This window comes from Pseudarthrobacter sp. SSS035 (genome assembly GCF_023273875.1).
Taxonomy (GTDB): Bacteria; Actinomycetota; Actinomycetes; order Actinomycetales; family Micrococcaceae; genus Arthrobacter.
Genome location: NZ_CP096882.1, coordinates 232,952 through 255,119, shown reverse-complemented (window position 1 = coordinate 255,119; position 22,168 = coordinate 232,952). Strand labels below are relative to the sequence as shown.

Sequence of the window (22,168 nt, the reverse complement as noted above, 5' to 3'; positions counted from 1 at the left end):
GGGAACGTTTAAATGCTCGACGCCGATTTGGCCCACGAACGGAACTATGTTGCCGGCCTGTACGCGCGGCTGGAAGAGCTCCGCACGGAAAAGCGCCAGCAGCTGGCACAGGTCCGCCGGGCCGGTGCCGTGGGCACCATGCAGAATGTCTCCGAACGCGACGCCTTCGCCGCGCTCTACGAGGACCGCCTCGCCCAGCTCGACGCCGTCGACGACCGTCTGGTCTTCGGCCGCCTCGACCTGGATTCCGGTGAGGCCCAGTACATTGGGCGCATCGGCCTGACCACCGATGACCTCCAGCGGCTCATGGTGGACTGGCGCGCGCCCGAAGCCGGGCACTTCTATCAGGCAACGGCGTTTGACCGGCAGGGCGTCCGCCGCCGGCGGCACCTGATTCTGCAGGGCCGGGAAGTCAAGGCCATCGAGGACGACGTCCTTGATGCGGACATGCTCGCGGACGACGCCTCGCTGCAGGGCGAAGGAGCATTGCTGGCGGCCCTCGATTCCAAGCGCACGGGCAGGATGTCCGACATCGTCGGCACCATCCAGTCCGAGCAGGACCGCATCATCCGGTCCTCCATTTCCGGCGCCCTCGTGGTGCAGGGTGGTCCCGGTACCGGTAAGACTGCTGTGGCCCTGCACCGGGCCGCGTACCTGCTGTACACACACAGGGAACGGCTGAAGACTGCCGGCGTGCTGCTGGTGGGCCCGTCGTCGTCCTTTATGAAGTACATCGAACGTGTTCTTCCCTCGCTCGGTGAGACCGGCGTGGTCATGGCCAGCGTGGGTCGCCTGATGCCCGGGATCAAAGCGGTTGCTGAACCTGAGGCCGAGGTCGCGGCCATCAAGGGGCGGCTGGACATGGTGAAGGTTGTGGCCAATGCGGTCGCGAACCGGCAGCGGATCCCCGCCGAGGACCGTGTCCTGGACGTCGACGGCCGCAAGCTGGTACTGACGCGGCGGCAGGTAAGCCGGGCGCGCGAACGTGCCCGGTCCACCGGCAAGCCGCACAACGAGGCGCGCCTGACATTTATCAAAATTCTGCTCCGCGAACTGACCGAGCAGATGACTGATCTTGTGGAGGCCGGGAGCATCGGCAACAATGCCGACCGCTCGTATCTGGCCGAAGATGTCCGCACGGCCCGCGACGTCCGGATCGTCCTGAACCTGTGCTGGATGCCGATGACTCCGGAGAAGCTGATCACGGAGCTTCTGAGCAAGCCCGCAGTCCTGGCGGCCTGCACACCGAACCTGTCCCTTACGGAGCGGTCGCTGCTGCTGCGCCCCGCTGATGCTCCCTGGACCGAGGCCGACGTCCCGCTGCTGGACGAAGCCGCCGAGCTCCTTGGCGACTTGGACCCGGCAGCCGGCCGCGGACTTGCGCAGCAGGAGCATGACCGCGCCCGCGACCTTGCCAACGCCAAGCAGACGCTGGTGAACATGGGGGACATGGGGGTCGACGTCCTCATCACCGCCGAGGAACTCGCCGATCAGAACCAGGAGCGCGAGAACCGCCAGACGGCCGCAGAACGCGCCACCAGCGACCGGACGTGGGCCTTCGGCCACATCGTGGTGGATGAGGCGCAGGAGCTTTCGCCGATGCAGTGGCGCCTGCTGGTCCGCCGGTGCCCGCTGAAATCCTTCACCATCGTGGGCGACATCGCGCAGACCAGTTCAGTCGCCGGCGCCAACTCCTGGCAGGGGGCCCTGGGGCCCATGTTCGGTGACCGCTGGCAGCTGGAGGAGCTGACAGTCAACTACCGGACGCCCTCCCAGATCGCTGAAGCCGCCGCCCGCATGGCCAACGCGGCCGGACTGGTGGTTTCCGCGCCGAAGGCCGTCCGCGAGGGACGGTGGGCCCCTGTCATCGACAAGGTTGACCGCGGACAGGTGGTGAACCGTTTGGTGGAGGTGCTTCCGGAGGAACTGGCAGCGCTCGACGGCGGCCTCCTCGCCGTGATTGCCGACGGCGACCTTCTGCCGGCTGCAACGTCAGCCCTCCGTGCCGTGTACGGCCGGCGCATCGGCAACGGCGCGGGCAGCTACGAACAGGACATCGTGGTCATCAGCCCGCGCGAGGCCAAGGGCCTGGAGTTCGACGGCGTTGTGGTGCTTGAGCCGTCCGTTATGCTCAACCACGAGCACGGCCGGGTCGGCGATCTGTACGTCGCCATGACCCGGCCCACCCAGCGGCTCCGGCTGATCGGCGCCGAAGGTATTCCGGCCGGCATCGAAGGCTGAGCCGGTCCGCTTTACCCCTTGACGCCCGGCGCCATTCATTTCGGCGCCGGGCGTCGCCGATCCTGCTAACTTAGAAGTCGTGTCAGAACTCAACGATCTCGAATCCCAGCAGAACGACCCCACCTTCGCCAATGTCTGGCAGGAGCTGAAGTGGCGCGGCCTGGTCCACGTCTCCACCGATGAAGAGGAACTGGAAAAGCTCCTCGCCGGTGATCCGATCACCTATTACTGCGGATTCGACCCCACCGCGCCGAGCCTGCACCTGGGCAACCTGGTCCAACTCCTCGTGATGCGCCGCCTGCAGCTCGCCGGGCACAAGCCGCTGGGCCTGGTGGGCGGATCCACGGGACTGATCGGCGATCCGCGGCCCACCGCCGAGCGCACGCTGAACACCAAGGACACCGTTAATGAATGGGTGGGCTACCTGCAGGCCCAGGTCCGCCGCTTCCTCAGCTTCGATGGCCCCAGCGCGGCCCGTATGGTCAACAACCTCGACTGGACCGCTCCCTTGAGCGCCATCGACTTCCTGCGCGAGATCGGAAAGCACTACCGGGTCGGCACCATGCTTCGCAAGGATGCTGTTGCGTCCCGCCTCAGTTCGGACGAGGGCATCAGCTACACCGAATTCAGCTACCAGATCCTGCAGGGCATGGACTACCTCCAGTTGTTCCGGGACTACGGCTGCATGCTGCAGACCGGCGGCTCGGACCAGTGGGGCAACCTCACCAGCGGCACTGAACTCATCCGCAAGGTTGAGGGTAAGAGCGTCCACGCCCTGGGGACGCCGCTGATCACCAACTCCGACGGCACTAAGTTCGGCAAGAGCGAAGGCAATGCCATCTGGCTCGACGCCGGCATGTGCAGCCCGTACGCCTTCTACCAGTTCTGGCTGAACACCGCCGACTCTGACGTGGTGGACCGGCTGAAGGTCTTCACTTTCCTGAGCCGCGCGGAAATCGAAACCCTGGCAGCTGCCGTGGCCGAACGTCCGTTTGCGCGGGAAGGCCAGCGGAAGCTGGCGTTCGAAGTGACTTCCCTGGTCCACGGTGTGGAGGCAACGGAGAAAGTCATCGCGGCGTCCGCTGCACTTTTTGGGAACGGCGACCTGTCCGCCCTGGACCGGCCAACGCTTGAGGCAGCCACATCGGAGCTTCCGTCCGCCCGTATAAAGGTGGATGGCCTCGGGATCATTGACCTGCTGGTGGCATCCGGCCTCTCGGAGAGCAAGTCCGCGGCACGGCGGACTGTCGGCGAAGGCGGTGCCTATGTAAACAACGAGAAGGTGTCCGACCCGGAAGCAGTCATCTCCGAGTCGGAGCTGCTGCATGGCCAGTACCTGCTCCTGCGCCGCGGCAAGAAGAATCTCGCGACTGTCGAAGTCCTGGTTCCTTAGCCTTCCCAAGCCCCCATTCACGCTCCTCCGAAGCCGATTTGCACGGCCTCGGGGGAGCGTGTATTGTTTTCTGAGTCGCCGCCGTTGAGTGGTGACAAACCCCCTTCACAAGAGAAGCAATTCATCGTGTGCAAAGCACGAAAATGATGAAAAGCTTCACTTTCTGATGGGCGGATTCGTTCCACAGAGTGAATATCGGGAAAATAACCCGGATTTGCAAAGTGAATAAGAATGAAATAAGCTATAAACATCGCAGCGAAGAAAAGCGAAACAAAAGAATTCATTTGAATATGAATTGTTTCGGGAATTATTCGAATGTGTCTGTTGTTTGAGAACTCAATAGTGTGCCAAGTTTGTTGATACCAATTTATTGTATTGAATTGGTTGAATTGACTGGATTATGCCACCCCGTGGTGTGGTCTGGTTTTTACAGCTGGTTTCAAATTTTGTGCAGCCATTTTATCCTGTTATTTCCGGGGTTGGTGGTTGTGTCTGTTTTACTTCAACGGAGAGTTTGATCCTGGCTCAGGATGAACGCTGGCGGCGTGCTTAACACATGCAAGTCGAACGATGACCCGGTGCTTGCACCGGTGATTAGTGGCGAACGGGTGAGTAACACGTGAGTAACCTGCCCTTAACTCTGGGATAAGCCTGGGAAACTGGGTCTAATACCGGATATGACTCCTCATCGCATGGTGGGGGGTGGAAAGCTTTATTGTGGTTTTGGATGGACTCGCGGCCTATCAGCTTGTTGGTGAGGTAATGGCTCACCAAGGCGACGACGGGTAGCCGGCCTGAGAGGGTGACCGGCCACACTGGGACTGAGACACGGCCCAGACTCCTACGGGAGGCAGCAGTGGGGAATATTGCACAATGGGCGAAAGCCTGATGCAGCGACGCCGCGTGAGGGATGACGGCCTTCGGGTTGTAAACCTCTTTCAGTAGGGAAGAAGCGAAAGTGACGGTACCTGCAGAAGAAGCGCCGGCTAACTACGTGCCAGCAGCCGCGGTAATACGTAGGGCGCAAGCGTTATCCGGAATTATTGGGCGTAAAGAGCTCGTAGGCGGTTTGTCGCGTCTGCCGTGAAAGTCCGGGGCTCAACTCCGGATCTGCGGTGGGTACGGGCAGACTAGAGTGATGTAGGGGAGACTGGAATTCCTGGTGTAGCGGTGAAATGCGCAGATATCAGGAGGAACACCGATGGCGAAGGCAGGTCTCTGGGCATTAACTGACGCTGAGGAGCGAAAGCATGGGGAGCGAACAGGATTAGATACCCTGGTAGTCCATGCCGTAAACGTTGGGCACTAGGTGTGGGGGACATTCCACGTTTTCCGCGCCGTAGCTAACGCATTAAGTGCCCCGCCTGGGGAGTACGGCCGCAAGGCTAAAACTCAAAGGAATTGACGGGGGCCCGCACAAGCGGCGGAGCATGCGGATTAATTCGATGCAACGCGAAGAACCTTACCAAGGCTTGACATGAACCGGAAATACCTGGAAACAGGTGCCCCGCTTGCGGTCGGTTTACAGGTGGTGCATGGTTGTCGTCAGCTCGTGTCGTGAGATGTTGGGTTAAGTCCCGCAACGAGCGCAACCCTCGTTCTATGTTGCCAGCGCGTTATGGCGGGGACTCATAGGAGACTGCCGGGGTCAACTCGGAGGAAGGTGGGGACGACGTCAAATCATCATGCCCCTTATGTCTTGGGCTTCACGCATGCTACAATGGCCGGTACAAAGGGTTGCGATACTGTGAGGTGGAGCTAATCCCAAAAAGCCGGTCTCAGTTCGGATTGGGGTCTGCAACTCGACCCCATGAAGTCGGAGTCGCTAGTAATCGCAGATCAGCAACGCTGCGGTGAATACGTTCCCGGGCCTTGTACACACCGCCCGTCAAGTCACGAAAGTTGGTAACACCCGAAGCCGGTGGCCTAACCCCTTGTGGGAGGGAGCTGTCGAAGGTGGGACTGGCGATTGGGACTAAGTCGTAACAAGGTAGCCGTACCGGAAGGTGCGGCTGGATCACCTCCTTTCTAAGGAGCACCTACGGATTGTTCATGCCATGTATGTGGTGTGGGGGTTTGTCAGGAGTATATGCCCGTTGCGCAGACGATTGTTCTGCGGCGGGTGCTCAAGGGTGGAATATCAACGAATAGGTGCCTGGTGGCACATGCCGGCAGCGAGTACGGATTCCTTCGGGGGTCCTGGAAAGCGGCGGGGATGGGTTGTTGGGTAGTGTTTGGCACACTGTTGGGTCCTGAGGCAACAGGGCCGGGAGGATGGGCTGCAGCTTACGGGTTGTGGTGTGTTTTGTCGGGTTTGTTTGTTTCTGGTTTCCTGGCTGCATCGATCATGCGCGTTTGGTTCTCCTTTTGTGGGGTGCTGGTGTGTGGGGTGTGTGGTTTGGGGTTGTTGTTTGAGAACTACATAGTGGACGCGAGCATCTTTTATAAGAAGCAATTTCCAAGAATTATGAACCTGGATCTGTCCGGGCGTCTGTTGCTGTGGCCTTCGGGTTGTGGTGGTGGTGTCCGGGTGGTTTTCGTGGTTCTCTCGTAAATTAGTTTTTTTGATCTTTTGTGGTCAAGTTTTTAAGAGCACACGGTGGATGCCTTGGCATTAGGAGCCGAAGAAGGACGTAGGAATCTGCGATAAGCCTGGGGGAGTCGATAACCGGACTGTGATCCCAGGGTGTCCGAATGGGGAAACCCCGCCAGGGGCGCGAGCTGCCTGGTGACCCGCATCTGAACACATAGGGTGCGTGGAGGGAACGCGGGGAAGTGAAACATCTCAGTACCCGCAGGAAGAGAAAACAATAGTGATTCCGTCAGTAGTGGCGAGCGAACGCGGATCAGGCTAAACCGTTCCATGTGTGATAGCCGGCGGGCGTTGCATGGTCGGGGTTGTGGGACTTTCCATACCAGTTCTGCCGGACTGGTGAGGTGTGATGTGCAGGCATAGGTGAACGGTCTTGAAAGGCCGGCCAGAGAGGGTGTGAGCCCCGTAACCGAAATGTTTTGTGCCGCCTGGAGAGTATCCCAAGTAGCACGGGGCCCGAGAAATCCCGTGTGAATCTGTCAGGACCACCTGATAAGCCTAAATACTCCCTAATGACCGATAGCGGACCAGTACCGTGAGGGAAAGGTGAAAAGTACCCCGGGAGGGGAGTGAAACAGTACCTGAAACCGTGTGCTTACAATCCGTCGGAGCAACCTTGTAGTTGTGACGGCGTGCCTTTTGAAGAATGAGCCTGCGAGTTAGTGTTACGTCGCGAGGTTAACCCGTGTGGGGAAGCCGTAGCGAAAGCGAGTCTGAATAGGGCGTTGCAGTGGCGTGATCTAGACCCGAAGCGAAGTGATCTACCCATGGCCAGGTTGAAGCGACGGTAAGACGTCGTGGAGGACCGAACCCACTTCAGTTGAAAATGGAGGGGATGAGCTGTGGGTAGGGGTGAAAGGCCAATCAAACTTCGTGATAGCTGGTTCTCCCCGAAATGCATTTAGGTGCAGCGTTGCGTGTTTCTTGCTGGAGGTAGAGCTACTGGATGGCTAATGGGCCCTACAAGGTTACTGACGTCAGCCAAACTCCGAATGCCGGTAAGTGAGAGCGCAGCAGTGAGACTGTGGGGGATAAGCTTCATAGTCGAGAGGGAAACAGCCCAGACCACCAACTAAGGCCCCTAAGCGTGTGCTAAGTGGGAAAGGATGTGGAGTTGCGAAGACAACCAGGAGGTTGGCTTAGAAGCAGCCATCCTTAAAAGAGTGCGTAATAGCTCACTGGTCAAGTGATTCCGCGCCGACAATGTAGCGGGGCTCAAGTACACCGCCGAAGTTGTGGATTTCAGATATTAGCTAAGCCGCCCCTTGTGGGTTGGTTCAGGCGTCTGGAGTGGTAGGGGAGCGTCGTGTGGGCAGTGAAGTCGCGGTGTAAACCAGCGGTGGAGCCTACACGAGTGAGAATGCAGGCATGAGTAGCGAAAGACGGGTGAGAAACCCGTCCGCCGAATGATCAAGGGTTCCAGGGTCAAGCTAATCTGCCCTGGGTAAGTCGGGACCTAAGGCGAGGCCGACAGGCGTAGTCGATGGACAACGGGTTGATATTCCCGTACCGGCGAAAAACCGTCCATGTTGAACAGGGGATACTAACCGCCCGATGCCTGCCCGCCCACCCTTCGGGGTGATGTGGGTTTTGGTGGAGCGCGGGACCTGATCCTGGGAGGCAAGCGTATTAACAGGTGTGACGCAGGAAGGTAGCCAAGCCGGGCGATGGTTGTCCCGGTCTAAGGATGTAGGGCGAACGGTAGGCAAATCCGCCGTTCATGATGCCTGAGATCTGATGGGACCCCCTCACGGGGGGATTTGGTGATCCTATGCTGCCGAGAAAAGCATCGACGCGAGGTTTTAGCCGCCCGTACCCCAAACCGACACAGGTGATCAGGTAGAGAATACTAAGGCGATCGAGAGAATTATGGTTAAGGAACTCGGCAAAATGCCCCCGTAACTTCGGGAGAAGGGGGGCCCCAACCTTGAACACCACTTGCTGGTGGGAGGGGATCGGGGCCGCAGAGACCAGGGGGAAGCGACTGTTTACTAAAAACACAGGTCCGTGCGAAGTCGCAAGACGATGTATACGGACTGACTCCTGCCCGGTGCTGGAAGGTTAAGAGGACCGGTTAGCCTTACGGCGAAGCTGAGAATTCAAGCCCCAGTAAACGGCGGTGGTAACTATAACCATCCTAAGGTAGCGAAATTCCTTGTCGGGTAAGTTCCGACCTGCACGAATGGAGTAACGACTTCCCCGCTGTCTCAACCATAAACTCGGCGAAATTGCAGTACGAGTAAAGATGCTCGTTACGCGCAGCAGGACGGAAAGACCCCGAGACCTTTACTATAGTTTGGTATTGGTGTTCGGAGTGGCTTGTGTAGGATAGGTGGGAGACGTTGAAGCCCGGACGCCAGTTCGGGTGGAGTCATCGTTGAAATACCACTCTGGTCACTTTGGACATCTAACTTCGGCCCGTAATCCGGGTCAGGGACAGTGCCTGATGGGTAGTTTAACTGGGGCGGTTGCCTCCTAAAAAGTAACGGAGGCGCCCAAAGGTTCCCTCAGCCTGGTTGGCAATCAGGTGTCGAGTGTAAGTGCACAAGGGAGCTTGACTGTGAGAGAGACATCTCGAGCAGGGACGAAAGTCGGGACTAGTGATCCGGCGGTACATTGTGGAATGGCCGTCGCTCAACGGATAAAAGGTACCTCGGGGATAACAGGCTGATCTTGCCCAAGAGTCCATATCGACGGCATGGTTTGGCACCTCGATGTCGGCTCGTCGCATCCTGGGGCTGGAGTAGGTCCCAAGGGTTGGGCTGTTCGCCCATTAAAGCGGTACGCGAGCTGGGTTTAGAACGTCGTGAGACAGTTCGGTCCCTATCCGCTGCGCGCGCAGGAAATTTGAGAAGGGCTGTCCTTAGTACGAGAGGACCGGGACGGACGAACCTCTGGTGTGTCAGTTGTACTGCCAAGTGCACCGCTGATTAGCTACGTTCGGATGGGATAACCGCTGAAAGCATCTAAGCGGGAAGCTCGCTTCGAGATGAGATTTCCATACACCTTGTGTGTGAGAGGCCCCCAGCCAGACCACTGGGTTGATAGGCCGGATGTGGAAGCGAGGACTAACGACTCGTGAAGCTGACCGGTACTAATAGGCCGATAACTTACACCACACACCACCCCGTAAACCTATTCAAAAGAGGTTTACACCCAGGGGTGGTACGAAGATAACAAGACTGCTTGCGTCCACTATGTGGTTCCCAAACAACAAACCCGACACCGGCTTGTTGCAGGGAACAAAAACACAACACAATAACAACACCACACCTGCCCTCACCGGCAGGAAGCATGTTGTAACCACAGATTTCCCACCCCACGGCACAGCCAACGGGTGCGGAGCAAGGGTTACGGCGGTCATAGCGTGGGGGAAACGCCCGGTCCCATTCCGAACCCGGAAGCTAAGACCCACAGCGCCGATGGTACTGCACCCGGGAGGGTGTGGGAGAGTAGGTCACCGCCGGAACATCATTACGGTCGAGAGCCCCCCAACCACCAGGTTGGGGGGCTCTCCCATTTAAACACCGCCACCCCCGGCACCCCCGCACACACCCCGGCCCGGCACCCCACCGAAAACCCCGCACCCCACCACACCCGCCGCCGTCGTGCACCACACAACCCGGCACCCGAACTGACAGAGCGTCCGCCGGAAACCCGCAGAAACTGCGAGAGCATCACCCGGCGAGTGTGAACATTCCCACGACGGCGGCCTGGAGACGGATCCATGTCATCTGTTGGTGGGGTCTCGCCTAGAATTGACTGAGATGTACGGACTTCGAAGCGCTTGATTTCGGGTTGCGTAGGATAACGAAACACGGAACGAGCGGCTGCGATTGCGCCAGTGGTCGGCTCATAACAGGAGGAATCCCCATGGCTGAGCACAACGGCGGCAACCGCGGCGGCAACGACCGCGGTCCTTTCCGCGGCAACAACAATTCTGGCGGCGACCCGCGGGGATTCCGTTCCCGCGAAGACCGTAACCCAGAGGCTCCGAAGCGCGCGCCTGGGTCCGGCGAACGTAAGCCTTTTGGTGATCGTCCGCGTCGTGAAGGTGATGGCGAACGTCGGACCTTCGGTGGTGGAGAGCGAAAGCCTTTCAGCGGCGGCGGAGACCGGAAACCGTTCACAGGCGGCGGCGAACGCAAACCCTATGGTGACCGCGACAACAAGCCTTTTGGTGATCGTCCGCGCCGCGAAGGTGACGGTGAGCGTCGGACCTTCGGTGGTGGAGAGCGAAAGCCTTTCAGCGGCGGCGGAGACCGGAAGCCCTTTAGCGGCGGTGGCGAACGCAAACCCTATGGTGACCGTGATAACAAGCCTTATGGTGACCGTCCGCGCCGCGAAGGTGACGGTGAACGTCGCAGCTTCGGCGGCGGAGACCGGAAACCGTTCACGGGCGGCGGCGGTGGCGAACGCAAGCCTTACGGTGACCGTGACAACAAGTCCTTTGGTGACCGTCCGCGCCGCGAAGGTGATGGCGAGCGTCGCGGCTTCGGCGGCGGAGAGCGAAAGCCCTTTAGTGGCGGCGGAGACCGGAAGCCCTTCAGCGGCGGTGGCGAACGCAAGCCTTACGGTGACCGTGACAACAAGCCTTATGGTGACCGACCGCGCCGCGAAGGTGACGGTGAGCGTCGGGGGTTCTCCGGCGGCGACAACCGCAAGCCGTTCGGTGACCGCCAGGACCGTGCCCCCCGCAGCTTCGACCGTGGTGATTCCGGCCCCCGCCAGTTCGGCAGGGACCGTGCGGAAGACCGCCCGGCCCGTGTACCCAACGCGCGTGATCTTCGCAGCGCCAACCGCCCAGACCGTGAACGTTCCCCGGAAATCGATGAGGATGTCACGGGCAAGGAGCTTGACCGCGCCACGCAGCACCAGATCAAGACTCTGGAAGACAAGAGCGCCGAGTGGGTTGCCCGCCACCTGGTGATGGCCGGACGCCTGATCGACGAAGAGCCCGAGCTGGCTTTCCAGCATGCCCTCGCCGCGAGCCGGCGTGGTGGCCGGCTTGCTGCCGTTCGTGAAGCCGTCGGCCTCACTGCTTACGCGGCAGGACACTACGGCGAAGCGCTGCGCGAATTCCGGACCTACCGCCGCATCAGCGGTTCAAACGTCCACCTTCCCGTGATGGCAGACTGTGAACGCGGACTGGGCCGGCCTGACCGTGCCCTTGACGTGGTGCGGTCCGAGGAAGCCAAAGACCTGGACGCCCCCGGCAAAGTTGAGCTGGCCATCGTGGCGGCCGGGGCACGGTCCGACCTCGGGCAGCTGGACGCCGCCGTGGCTGAACTTGAAATAGCCCAGCTAGACATGAACCGTGCCTTCTCCTACAGCCCTCGGCTGTTCCGGGCGTACGCAAACGCCCTGTCGGCCGTTGGTCGCGAAGATGAGGCGGCAAAATGGCAGAAGCAGGCAATTGTGGCTGAAAATGCCCTGGGCCTCGGCGTCGATGAGGAACCCGATATCGTGGACCTCGGCTGGGACGAGGAAGAGGAAGCCCGCGAGGAAGCTCAGCGCCGGCGTCTGCTGGAGCGCGCTGCCGCAGGCTCCGAAGCCGCGGCATCCACGCCTGCTGCCCGGACCGAAGCAGCCGCGGACAAGACTGCCGTTGAGGCCGCCGCCGTGGATGCAGACATCGACGACGTGGAATCGGATTTCTTCGAGTCCGATGACGCCGAGTCTGACGAGGATTCCGTAGAAGCAGACGAGCTGGAAGCCGGCGACGCCGGGCACGGCGACGCCGAGCACGATGAAGCCGAGCGTGTTGAAGAAGAGCACAGCGAAGCAGACGACAGCAACAACGCCACTGATGGCCACTCTGAGGAACGGGACAGCTAGCCCGCTATGACTGAAGTTCCACTGATTTCCCTGTTCGACGCCCTTTTGGCGGACCTGGACGGCGTGGTCTACGCCGGGCAGCACGCCATCCCAGGCGCCGTGGACTCGCTGCAGCAACTGGAGGGTTTGGGCATTGGCCTGGGGTATGTCACCAACAATGCCTCCCGCACCCCGGCGCAGGTAGCGGCGCATCTCCGTGAACTGGGTGCACCGGCAGACGACGAGCAGGTGGTCAGTTCCTCGCAGGCCGCGGCCGAACTCCTGGCGTCACTCGTCGCCCCTGGAGCGCGGGTGCTGATCACCGGCAGCCCCGCACTGGCGCAGGAAATCGAACTGGTGGGACTGACGCCTGTCCACAGCCAGGACGAGGATCCGGTAGCTGTGGTCCAGGGATTCAATCCCGGGATCGGCTGGAAAGATCTTGCTGAGGCGGCGTACGTCGTGTCGGCCGGTGCACTGTGGATCGCAACCAACACCGATATGTCCATTCCGCAGGCACGCGGCATAGCCCCGGGCAACGGCACCCTGGTGGCAGCTGTAGCCGCCGCCACCGGACAGACGCCGCGGGTTGCCGGCAAGCCGGAGGCCCCGCTCTTCCACGCCGCCGCCAAACGGCTCGCGGCTGACCGCCCGCTGGTGGTGGGCGACCGCCTGGACACCGACATCCTCGGCGGCAACAACGCCGGGTTTGCCACGGTGGCAGTGCTGACCGGCGTCGACACCACAGCCACCATCCTGGCCGCACGCACTGCGGAACGCCCGGACTACATCATCAATTCCCTCAGCGACCTCCACCGCCCCTACCCGGCACTGGACCACACTGACGGAACGCACCGCTGCGGGGCCTCCACTGCGAGGGTCAGCGGCGACACCATCCACGTCAGCGGCAGCGAAGGTGACCTGGATTCGTGGCGGGCCGCCTGCGCCGCCTGGTGGACTGCGGTCCCCGACGCCGCACTTCCCACCGAACCCAAACTCGAGTGGCGCAATCATTAGACTGGTCCAATGACTGAGCTGAACGAACCGCACCATCCGGAAGCAGCCCAGCCAACGCCGGAATGGCCGGACACGGCGGCGTCGGCAACCACCGATCCATCCATTGCGGCGATGTCGGCCGCGCTGGACGGCGTCGAACGGTTGCCCGTGTCTGAGCATGAGGCTGTTTACAACGACCTCCACGATGCTCTGCTGCACGCGTTGAACGAAGAGGCCCCAAACGGCGAAGGAGAAGCTTGAGCATGGCACGACTTGACCAGGCGCTCGTGGCCCGCGGCCTGGCCAGGTCCCGGACCCACGCCGCTTCGTTGATTGCCGAGGGCAAAGTGAGCTCGGACGGGCAAATCCTTTCCAAGGCGTCCCTCCAGGTCGACGACGGCAAGGACCTGTCGGTCGAGCACACGGAAGAGGACAGCTACGTCAGCCGTGCCGGGCACAAGCTGGCGGGCGCTTTGGACGTATTCCCGGAAGTCACTGTTGCCGGCAAGAGATGCCTGGACGCCGGCGCCTCCACCGGCGGCTTCACCGAGGTGCTCCTGCGGCGCGGTGCGGCACACGTGGTGGCGGTCGACGTCGGCCATGACCAGCTGGTCCCGCAGCTCCGCGCCGATGACCGCGTAGCCGTGCATGAAGGCATGAACGTGCGGTACATGGCGCCGGAGGACATCGGCGGCCAGGCCGAACTCACGGTAGCCGACCTCTCCTTCATCTCGCTGACCATGGTGGTCCTGCCCCTGGCGCTGTGCACGCAGCCGGGCGGCGACCTGGTGCTGATGGTGAAGCCCCAGTTCGAGATCGGCAAGGACCGGCTGGGCCGCACCGGCGTGGTCACCTCCGAGCGCGAACGCCGGATGGCAGTGGAAAAAGTTGCCAATGCAGCGCTCGACGCCGGCCTGGACTTATGCGGCTTGGCGGCCAGTCCGCTGCCGGGACAGGACGGAAACGTCGAATACTTCCTGTGGATAAAGCGCAGGATGACCCAAGACCTGCCTAAGATCGAAGAGCGCCTCGCAGCCATTGACGGATTGCTTGGCCGAATCTGGCCGAACCACTAGAAAGCGGAACCCGATGAGCAGGCGAGTACTTGTCCTTGCCCACACTGGCCGCGAGGAGTCACTGAAGGCCGCCTGGGAAGCCTGCGCCCAACTGCATGACTCCGGCATTGTTCCCGTCATGCAGGAGTCTGAGCTGCGTGACATGGAACGATTCTTCGGGCAGCTCAGCCAACCGGTGGAGATCCTGCACGACCACGTACAGCTGCCGGACGTCGAGCTGGTGATGGTCCTGGGCGGTGACGGCACCATCCTGCGCGCCGCGGAGCTGGTGCGGGAGGTGGACGTACCCTTGCTGGGCGTCAACCTTGGCCACGTCGGCTTCCTGGCCGAGAGCGAGCGGGCGGACCTGGCCCAGACGGTGGAATGGATTGCCCGCAGGGACTACACGGTTGAAGAGCGCATGACCATCGACGTCCAGGTCTGGGTCCGTGGCCAGAAGATCTGGCACACCTGGGCCCTTAATGAGGCCGCGATCGAAAAAGGCAACCGCGAACGCATGATCGAGGTGGTGACCGAAGTGGACGAGCGCCCGCTGACGTCCTTCGGCTGCGACGGCGTGGTGGTGGCCACCCCCACGGGCTCCACCGCGTACGCGTTTTCCGCCGGCGGGCCCGTCGTGTGGCCGGAGGTCGAGGCCCTGGTGATAGTTCCCATCAGCGCGCACGCGCTCTTTGCCAAACCGCTGGTGGTATCGCCCCGGTCCCGGCTGGCCGTGGAAGTTCTCACCCGCACCGGTGCCCAGGGTGTGCTCTGGTGCGACGGCCGGCGCTCCGTGGACCTGCCGCCCGGGGCCCGGGTTGAAGTGACCAAGTCCGCCACTCCGGTCAGGCTGGCCAGGACGCACCAGACGCCCTTTTCAGCGCGTTTGGTCCGCAAATTTGAACTCCCCATTCACGGCTGGCGCGGCCCCGTGCCGCAGTCGGAGACCATCCACACCGGACCCATCCCGATCGTCCGGACGCCGCGGCCCAGGCCGCCGCTCCAGCTTGCCTCCGGCGACCAGCCGGAGGACGATACCGATCCCGCGACCGCAAAGTGAACCATGCTTGAAGAACTGAGAATCCGCGATCTGGGCGTCATCACCGACGCCACGCTGCCGCTGGGCCCCGGGCTGAGCGTCGTTACCGGCGAAACCGGAGCCGGCAAAACGATGGTGGTCACCGCCGTCGGCCTCCTGCTGGGGGCGAGGTCCGACGCCGGCGCGGTCCGGAGCGGCGCGAAGAGCGCCACGGCGGAGGCCGTCCTCAAGCTCGACGCCGGGCATCCGGCGATTGCCCGGGCAGTTGAAGCGGGTGCCGACGTGGAGGAGTTCGACGGCGGCGCTGAGCTTATTCTTGCGCGTCGCCTCGGTGCGGACGGGCGCAGCCGGGCCTTCCTGGGCGGGCGGGCCGCCCCGGTGGGCGTTCTCGCGGAGATCGGTGAAACCCTCGTGGTGGTCCACGGGCAGTCGGACCAGATCAGGCTTAAGGGGGCGGCCGCCCAGCGCGGCGCCCTGGACAAATTTGCCGGCGATGCGCTGGCAGGCCCGTTGGCCTCTTACCAGGCGCTCTACAGCCACTGGAAGGCCAGCCAGGCGGAGCTGGAAACCCTGCGCAGCGCCGCCCGCGACAGGCTCCGCGAGGCCGAGTCGCTGGAAGTCGCCCTGGCCGAAATCAGCACCGTGGATCCGCAGCCGGGGGAGGACGAATCCCTCAAGGCGGAGGCTGTGAAACTGGCCAACGTGGAAGAGCTCAGGATTGCGGCGAACACGGCACACCAGGCGCTCATCGCGGAGGACTACGGTGACGCGGGCGACGCCACCACCCTCGTGGACGTCGCGAAAAGGACCCTGGAGCACGTGGCCGAGCACGACGCCGAACTGGGATCCGCCGCAGCGCGGTTGGCCGAAGTGGGCTTCCTGCTCAACGACATCGCCACGGAGCTGGCCAGCTACCAGGCCGGGCTGGACTCGGAGGGCCCCGAACGCCTCGCCGAGATCGAGGACCGGAGGGCCGCCCTGGCCACTCTGGTCCGAAAGTACGCCCCCAGCATCGACGAGGTCCTGGTGTGGGCGGAAAACGCCCGGGTCCGTTTCGACGAGCTGCAGGACGACTCCACCAGGATCGAAGCCCTGGACGCGGACGTGGTTCGGACCGAAGCGGAACTGCAGCAGCAGGCAGCCGCCGTCAGCAAGATCCGCGCCAAGGCTGCCAAGGAGCTGTCCGGCCGGGTGAGCTCGGAGCTGAAGGCACTCGCCATGGCGGACGCCACCCTGGTGATCACCCGTGAGGCGGCCGCCCAGCTGACTCCGCATGGAGCGGACGAGATCACATTCCTGCTCCAGCCGCACTCCGGAGCCCCGGCCCGTCCGCTGGGCAAGGGCGCCTCCGGCGGCGAACTCTCCCGCGTCATGCTGGCCATCGAGGTAGTGCTGGCCGCGGTGGATCCGGTGCCCACGTTTGTGTTCGATGAGGTGGACGCCGGGGTCGGCGGGCGGGCCGCCGTCGAAATTGGCCGCCGGCTGGCCATGCTGGCACAGCACGTGCAGGTCCTGGTGGTCACGCACCTGCCGCAGGTGGCAGCCTTCGCGGACCAGCACATCACAGTCACCAAGACATCCGTCAGGGGGGCCGACGGCGGCACCGCCACCGGGTTCACGTCCAGTGATGTTCGCCTCCTCGACGGCCCGGAGCGTGTGCGGGAACTCGCCCGGATGCTGGCGGGCCAGGAGGATTCGGAATCGGCCCAGGCGCACGCCCAGGAGCTGCTGGACGACGCAAAACTGCTGCCGCAGCGGGCCTGACGGCGAACACCCCTTGATCGCAGGGCGCCTTGCCATGCACACTGGATCATTTGGGGAGACAGTTCCTGATCGGGGAAAGGCTCAATTGATGATAGGCTCGAATTCCGTGGTGCAGCGATCAAATTCCCGTGTAAATTCCCGGTTCCCGGGCTCGTCCAAGACGACCAAACACATCTTCGTAACCGGTGGTGTGGCGTCCTCGCTCGGTAAGGGACTGACGGCTTCGAGCCTCGGTCACCTCCTGCGGGCACGCGGCCTGTCTGTAACTATGCAGAAGCTCGATCCCTATCTGAACGTGGATCCGGGCACGATGAACCCCTTCCAGCATGGCGAGGTCTTCGTCACCGACGACGGCGCCGAGACGGACCTGGACATCGGACACTACGAGCGGTTCCTCGACGAAAACCTCGAGGGCTCAGCCAACGTGACCACAGGCCAGGTCTACTCCACCGTGATCGCCAAGGAACGCCGCGGCGAATACCTCGGTGACACCGTCCAGGTCATCCCGCACATCACCGATGAGATCAAGCGCCGCATGCGGCTGCCGGCCGAAGGCAAAAACGCGCCGGACGTCATCATCACCGAAATCGGCGGCACCGTGGGAGACATCGAGTCGCAGCCCTTCCTCGAATCGGCCCGCCAGGTCCGCCAGGACATCGGCCGCGGCAACGTCTTCTTCGTCCATGTCTCCCTGGTGCCCTACATCGGACCCTCGCAGGAACTGAAGACCAAACCGACGCAGCACTCCGTGGCAGCCCTGCGCTCCATCGGCATCCAGCCCGAGGCAATCGTGGTCCGCTCGGACCGCGAAGTCCCCGAGCCCATGCGCGCCAAGATCGGCCGCATGTGCGACGTCGATATCGAAGCCGTCATCGGATGCCCGGATGCCCCCAGCATCTACGACATCCCCAAGACCCTGCACACGCAGGGACTGGATTCCTACATCGTGCGCGCCCTGGACCTGCCGTTCAAGGACGTTGACTGGACCAGCTGGGACAAGCTGCTTGAAGCAGTCCACAACCCCAAGCACCACGTGGAAATCGCACTGGTGGGCAAGTACATCGACCTGCCTGACGCTTACCTGTCCGTGACCGAGGCCCTGCGTGCCGGCGGCTTCGCCAACGACACCAAGGTCAAGATCCGATGGGTACCGTCGGATGAGTGCGAAACCCATGAAGGCGCCGTGGCGTCCCTGGACGGCGTGGACGCCATCTGCGTTCCCGGCGGCTTCGGCATCCGCGGCCTCGAAGGCAAGCTGGGCGCCCTGAAGTACGCCCGCGAAACCAAGCTGCCGGTCCTGGGCCTGTGCCTGGGCCTGCAGTGCATGGTGATCGAATATGCGCGCAACGTGGTGGGCCTCGAAGGAGCTTCCTCGTCCGAGTTCGAACCGGATTCCAAATACCCGGTGATTGCCACCATGGAAGAGCAGCTGGACATCGTGGACGGCAAGGGTGATCTTGGCGGCACCATGCGCCTGGGCCTGTACGAGGCAAAGCTCGACGACGGCTCGGTCATTGCAGAGACCTACGGCAAGACCACTGTCAGCGAACGCCACCGGCACCGCTACGAGGTCAACAACAAGTACCGCGACCAGATCGCTGCCGAGGGCCTGGTGTTCTCCGGAACGTCACCGGACGGCAAGCTTGTGGAATTCGTAGAGCTGCCCCGCGAGGTCCACCCGTTCTACGTGGCAACCCAGGCGCACCCTGAACTGAGCTCACGGCCCACGCGGCCGCACCCGCTCTTCGCCGGGCTCGTCAAGGCCGCCCTGGACCACCAGAAAGCACAGGACGCGCCGGCAGCCAAGCCGTTGCGTACGGTTGCCGCAAAATAAAACCGAATAAGTAGAGGACGGCGCGATGCCCGGCACACCTGAAACCCCACAAGCCGCACGGCAGGTTTCGGATGCACCGAGCCCGCGCCGTCTTCTGTCTACGGAGAAGGTCTATGAAGGCCGGATCTGGGATGTGGTCAGCGACAGCTTCCAGCTGAGCGAAACGGGGGAGTCCCTGACCCGGGACTACATCGACCACCCTGGCGCCGTCGCCGTCCTGCCCATGAACGATGCCGGCGAGGTTCTTCTGATCAGGCAGTACCGGCACCCCGTGGGCATGGACCTTTGGGAAATCCCAGCCGGCCTGCTGGATGTGGAAGGCGAGGATTTTGTGGCGGGTGCTGCCCGCGAACTCGCCGAGGAGGCGGACCTCGCGGCCGGCGAATGGAACGTCCTGGTGGACTTCTTCAACTCGCCGGGCTCCTCCAGCGAGGCCATCCGCATCTACCTCGCCCGGGACCTCACCGACGTGCCTCACCACGAACGCCATGAGCGGACCGATGAGGAGGCCGAGATTGAGTTCCACTGGATCGCTTTGGACGACGCCGTGGCCGCGGTCCTGGAAGGCAGGCTGCACAACCCGTCCGCCGTCGTCGGAATCCTGGCCGCTGCCGCGGCGAAAGCTGACGGCTTTGCGGGACTGCGCCCCGCGGATGCACCCTGGCCTGCGCACCCCAGCCAGCGTTGATGACGGCGAGCACTGAGGCGGAAGCCCCGACGCCGCCCGTCCGGCCACAGACCGCCATCGACCTCGCCATCACCGAGTATCTGCAACATATGGGCGTGGAACGCGGCCTGGCAGCCAACACCCTCTCCGCCTACCGCCGTGACCTGGCGCGCTACTCCCGTTACGTGACGTCGGAGGGCTGCCAGGGCCCGGGCCAGATCACCCGCCACCACGTGACGGGGTTCCTGATGGCCCTCAACGACGGATCCGACGGCGGCACGGCCCTGGGCGTCCGGTCTGCTGCCAGGACTGTAGTGGCCGTCCGGGGCCTCCACAAGTTCTGGGCTCTGGAGGGGATCACGACGGCGGACCCCGCCAGCGACGTCCACCCGCCCATGCCGGGCAAACGGCTGCCCAAGGCCATCAGCGTGGACGAAGTCACCCGGATCCTTGAAGCCGCGGGGGCTGACACTGCCACAGGGCTCAGGGACCGTGCCCTGCTCGAGTTTCTCTATTCCACCGGTGCGAGGATCAGCGAGGCCGTGGGCCTGGACGTTGACGACATCGCCCTGCACGAGGCCGAGGCCGGGCCCGCCGTGGTCCGCCTGTTCGGCAAGGGATCCAAGGAACGGCTGGTGCCGCTGGGATCCTATGGGGCGCGGGCTGTGGACGCGTACCTGGTGCGCGGCCGTCCACTGCTGGCGGCGAAGGGCAAGGGAACGCCCGCCCTGTTCCTGAACGCCCGCGGCGGCAGGATCAGCCGGCAAAGCGCCTGGACCATCCTGAAGGCGGCCGCGGACAAAGCCAACGTCACCAAGGATGTTTCCCCCCACACACTGCGGCACTCCTTCGCGACGCATCTGCTCGAAGGCGGCGCCGATGTCCGCGTGGTGCAGGAACTCCTGGGGCACGCCTCGGTTACCACAACGCAGGTCTACACCCTGGTTACCGCTGACACACTGAGGGAAATTTACGCAGCAGCCCACCCCCGGGCGCTGGGCTGACGCCGGCGGTCAGGCTATAGGGTTGGGGGCATGACGTTTACCCCTGTCACGCTGTGCTTTCTCACCCGTGAGTCAGCCGGTGTGCCACAGGTCCTGCTGGGCCTGAAGAAGACCGGCTTCGGCCGCGGCAAGGTGGTGGGCCTCGGCGGCCATGTTGAGCCGGGGGAGACGGATGCAGAGGCTGCCTGCCGCGAAGTCCACGAGGAAGCCGGGATTGTGGTCCGGCAGGAGGATCTGCGCGACGCCGGCGTGGTGACCTTCGATTTTCCTGCCCGCCCGGAGTGGAACATGAGTTCGCGGCTCTTTGTCGCAGCCAATTGGACCGGGCAGCCGGCCGAAAGTGCCGAGATCCGGCCGGAATGGTTCGACGTCGGCGCCTTGCCTGTGGACCGGATGTGGCAGGACGCCGCACATTGGCTGCCGCTGGCACTTGGTGGTTCTTTTGTGCGCCTGACAGTGGTCCTGAACGATGACAACGAGACCGTCCGCGAAGTGCTGGACTGATCAGGGCACCGCTCCCTTGGCATAACGGACGACGGCGGGCGGTCACCTTCTCAGGTGACCGCCCGCCGTCGTGCATCCCAATTCAGTTAGGGAACGTGCCGTTCGTCCGGTCCGTTGTATTCGCTCAGCGGGCGGATCAGCGAGTTGCTGGCTGCCTGTTCCATGATGTGCGCGGTCCAGCCGGTGATGCGGCTGGCCACGAACAGGGGTGTGAACGTGGCGGTGTCGAAGCCCATGAGGTGGTAGGTGGGGCCGGTCGGGTAGTCGAGGTTGGGCTTGATGGCCTTGGCCTCGTCCATGGCCTGCTCGAGACCGTTGTACAATCCCAGCAGTTCGGGGCGGCCGTAGTGGGCGATCATCTTGTCCAGCGCGGCCTTCATGGTGGGGACGCGGGAGTCACCGTGCTTGTAGACGCGGTGGCCGAAGCCCATGACTTTCCTCTTATGTGCCAGTGCGTCCTCCATCCAGGCCTTGGCCCGGGCGGCGGCTTCGTCGAGTGATTCCTCGGGCCGGATGCCGATCTCGTCGAAGGTGTGCATCACGGCTTCGTTGGCGCCGCCGTGCAGCGGACCCTTGAGGGCGCCGATCGCGCCCGTCACGGCCGAGTGCAGGTCGGACAGGCTGGAGGTGATCACGCGGGCGGTGAACGTGGAGGCGTTGAAGGAGTGCTCGGCGTACAGGATCATCGAGACGTTGAAGGCGTCCACGACCTCCGGAACATGGTCCTCGCCGAAGGTCATCCACAGGAAGTTTTCCGAGTAGCCCAGGTCATCCCGGGGCTCCACGACGTCCTGGCCGCGGCGGCGGCGCTGGTCATAGGCAACTATCGCAGGCATCGCGGCGAAGAGATCCACGGCCTTGGCCATGTTGGCCTCGGGTGAGGAGTCTTCCGCCAGCGGGTGCCTGGCGCCCATCACGGACGCCGCGGTCCGGCAGACATCCATCGGGTGCGCGGTGGTGGGGAGCGTGTCCACGATCTGCTTCACCACGGGATCAAGGGCACGTCCGGCGCGCTCGCGGGCATAGAATGCGGACAGCTCATCGGGGGTGGGCAGCTCGCCGTTCCACAACAGGAAGGCCACTTCCTCGAAGCTGCACCTGGCGGCCAGCTCCTGGACGGGATAGCCGCGGTACAGCAGCGAATTGGTATCCGGGTTGACCTTGGAGACCGCGGTGTAGTCCACCACGACGCCGGCCAGGCCCTTCTTGATATCTTCAGCAGCCATGCTGAACTCCTTCGTTCTTTCGTGGATCCCGGGCC

General features: G+C 62.9%; 15 protein-coding genes and 3 rRNA genes. 16 read left to right on the top strand and 2 right to left on the bottom strand.

Annotated elements, in window-relative coordinates:
• Positions 1-12 precede the first annotated feature (12 nt).
• Both MUN23_RS01170 and tyrS read left to right on the top strand, forming a co-directional pair.
• The gene (locus MUN23_RS01170; protein ID WP_248761712.1) at positions 13-2,241 is read left to right on the top strand and encodes an AAA family ATPase; all 2,229 of its coding nucleotides are present in this window, start codon (positions 13-15) and stop codon (positions 2,239-2,241) included.
• A 79-nt stretch (positions 2,242-2,320) separates the two neighbouring features.
• Complete coding sequence (gene tyrS / locus MUN23_RS01165) at positions 2,321-3,634, top strand: tyrosine--tRNA ligase (protein WP_248761711.1); 1,314 nt, start codon at positions 2,321-2,323, stop codon at positions 3,632-3,634.
• Between the two features lie 17 nt (positions 3,635-3,651).
• Here the strand turns inward: tyrS and MUN23_RS01160 are convergent, their stop codons facing one another.
• A complete protein-coding gene (locus tag MUN23_RS01160) occupies positions 3,652-3,918 on the bottom strand; it encodes a hypothetical protein (protein WP_248761710.1) in 267 nt (88 codons plus the stop codon).
• A 218-nt stretch (positions 3,919-4,136) separates the two neighbouring features.
• Here MUN23_RS01160 and MUN23_RS01155 point away from each other — a divergent pair.
• The 14 genes from MUN23_RS01155 (at position 4,137) to MUN23_RS01090 (ending at position 20,907) form a co-directional block, all read left to right on the top strand.
• Positions 4,137-5,662 (top strand): 16S ribosomal RNA (locus MUN23_RS01155).
• A 61-nt stretch (positions 5,663-5,723) separates the two neighbouring features.
• Positions 5,724-6,188, top strand: coding sequence for a hypothetical protein (locus tag MUN23_RS01150; protein WP_248761709.1), 465 nt, complete (start codon positions 5,724-5,726; stop codon positions 6,186-6,188).
• 22 nt (positions 6,189-6,210) lie between these two features.
• A 23S ribosomal RNA gene (locus tag MUN23_RS01145) occupies positions 6,211-9,346 on the top strand.
• 233 nt (positions 9,347-9,579) lie between these two features.
• Positions 9,580-9,696, top strand: a 5S ribosomal RNA gene (gene rrf / locus MUN23_RS01140).
• The 16S, 23S and 5S rRNA genes sit together here, the layout of an rRNA operon.
• Positions 9,697-10,100: 404 nt before the next feature.
• Positions 10,101-12,065 (top strand): tetratricopeptide repeat protein, encoded by a 1,965-nt coding sequence (locus MUN23_RS01135; protein WP_248761708.1) that lies wholly within the window; start codon positions 10,101-10,103, stop codon positions 12,063-12,065.
• Positions 12,066-12,071: 6 nt separating this feature from the next.
• Positions 12,072-13,061 (top strand): HAD-IIA family hydrolase, encoded by a 990-nt coding sequence (locus MUN23_RS01130; RefSeq protein WP_058929429.1) that lies wholly within the window; start codon positions 12,072-12,074, stop codon positions 13,059-13,061.
• Positions 13,062-13,070: 9 nt separating this feature from the next.
• On the top strand, positions 13,071-13,301 hold the full coding sequence (locus tag MUN23_RS01125) for a hypothetical protein (RefSeq protein ID WP_248761707.1): 231 nt from the start codon (positions 13,071-13,073) through the stop codon (positions 13,299-13,301).
• Positions 13,302-13,303: 2 nt separating this feature from the next.
• Entirely contained in the window at positions 13,304-14,116 is an 813-nt protein-coding gene (locus tag MUN23_RS01120; RefSeq protein ID WP_248761706.1) for a TlyA family RNA methyltransferase, read from the top strand.
• Positions 14,117-14,129: 13 nt separating this feature from the next.
• Positions 14,130-15,155 carry an NAD kinase gene (locus MUN23_RS01115; RefSeq protein ID WP_058929426.1) on the top strand — a complete coding sequence of 342 codons (1,026 nt, stop codon included), beginning with the start codon at positions 14,130-14,132 and terminating at the stop codon, positions 15,153-15,155.
• Between the two features lie 3 nt (positions 15,156-15,158).
• Positions 15,159-16,898 (top strand): DNA repair protein RecN, encoded by a 1,740-nt coding sequence (gene recN / locus MUN23_RS01110; RefSeq protein ID WP_248761705.1) that lies wholly within the window; start codon positions 15,159-15,161, stop codon positions 16,896-16,898.
• An 88-nt stretch (positions 16,899-16,986) separates the two neighbouring features.
• On the top strand, positions 16,987-18,732 hold the full coding sequence (locus MUN23_RS01105) for a CTP synthase (protein WP_058929424.1): 1,746 nt from the start codon (positions 16,987-16,989) through the stop codon (positions 18,730-18,732).
• A gap of 25 nt (positions 18,733-18,757) precedes the next feature.
• Positions 18,758-19,420, top strand: a complete 663-nt coding sequence (locus MUN23_RS01100) for an NUDIX hydrolase (RefSeq protein ID WP_056342385.1) — start codon at positions 18,758-18,760, stop codon at positions 19,418-19,420.
• Positions 19,420-20,403: a site-specific tyrosine recombinase XerD gene (gene xerD, locus MUN23_RS01095; protein WP_248761703.1), complete on the top strand. Its 984-nt coding sequence runs from the start codon at positions 19,420-19,422 to the stop codon at positions 20,401-20,403. The genes MUN23_RS01100 and xerD overlap by 1 nt, the downstream gene beginning before the upstream one ends.
• A gap of 30 nt (positions 20,404-20,433) precedes the next feature.
• Entirely contained in the window at positions 20,434-20,907 is a 474-nt protein-coding gene (locus MUN23_RS01090) for an 8-oxo-dGTP diphosphatase (RefSeq protein ID WP_248761702.1), read from the top strand.
• 86 nt (positions 20,908-20,993) lie between these two features.
• On the opposite strand, the gene MUN23_RS01085 is transcribed toward MUN23_RS01090, so the two are convergent.
• Complete coding sequence (locus MUN23_RS01085) at positions 20,994-22,133, bottom strand: bifunctional 2-methylcitrate synthase/citrate synthase (RefSeq protein WP_248761701.1); 1,140 nt, start codon at positions 22,131-22,133, stop codon at positions 20,994-20,996.
• Positions 22,134-22,168: the final 35 nt, after the last annotated feature.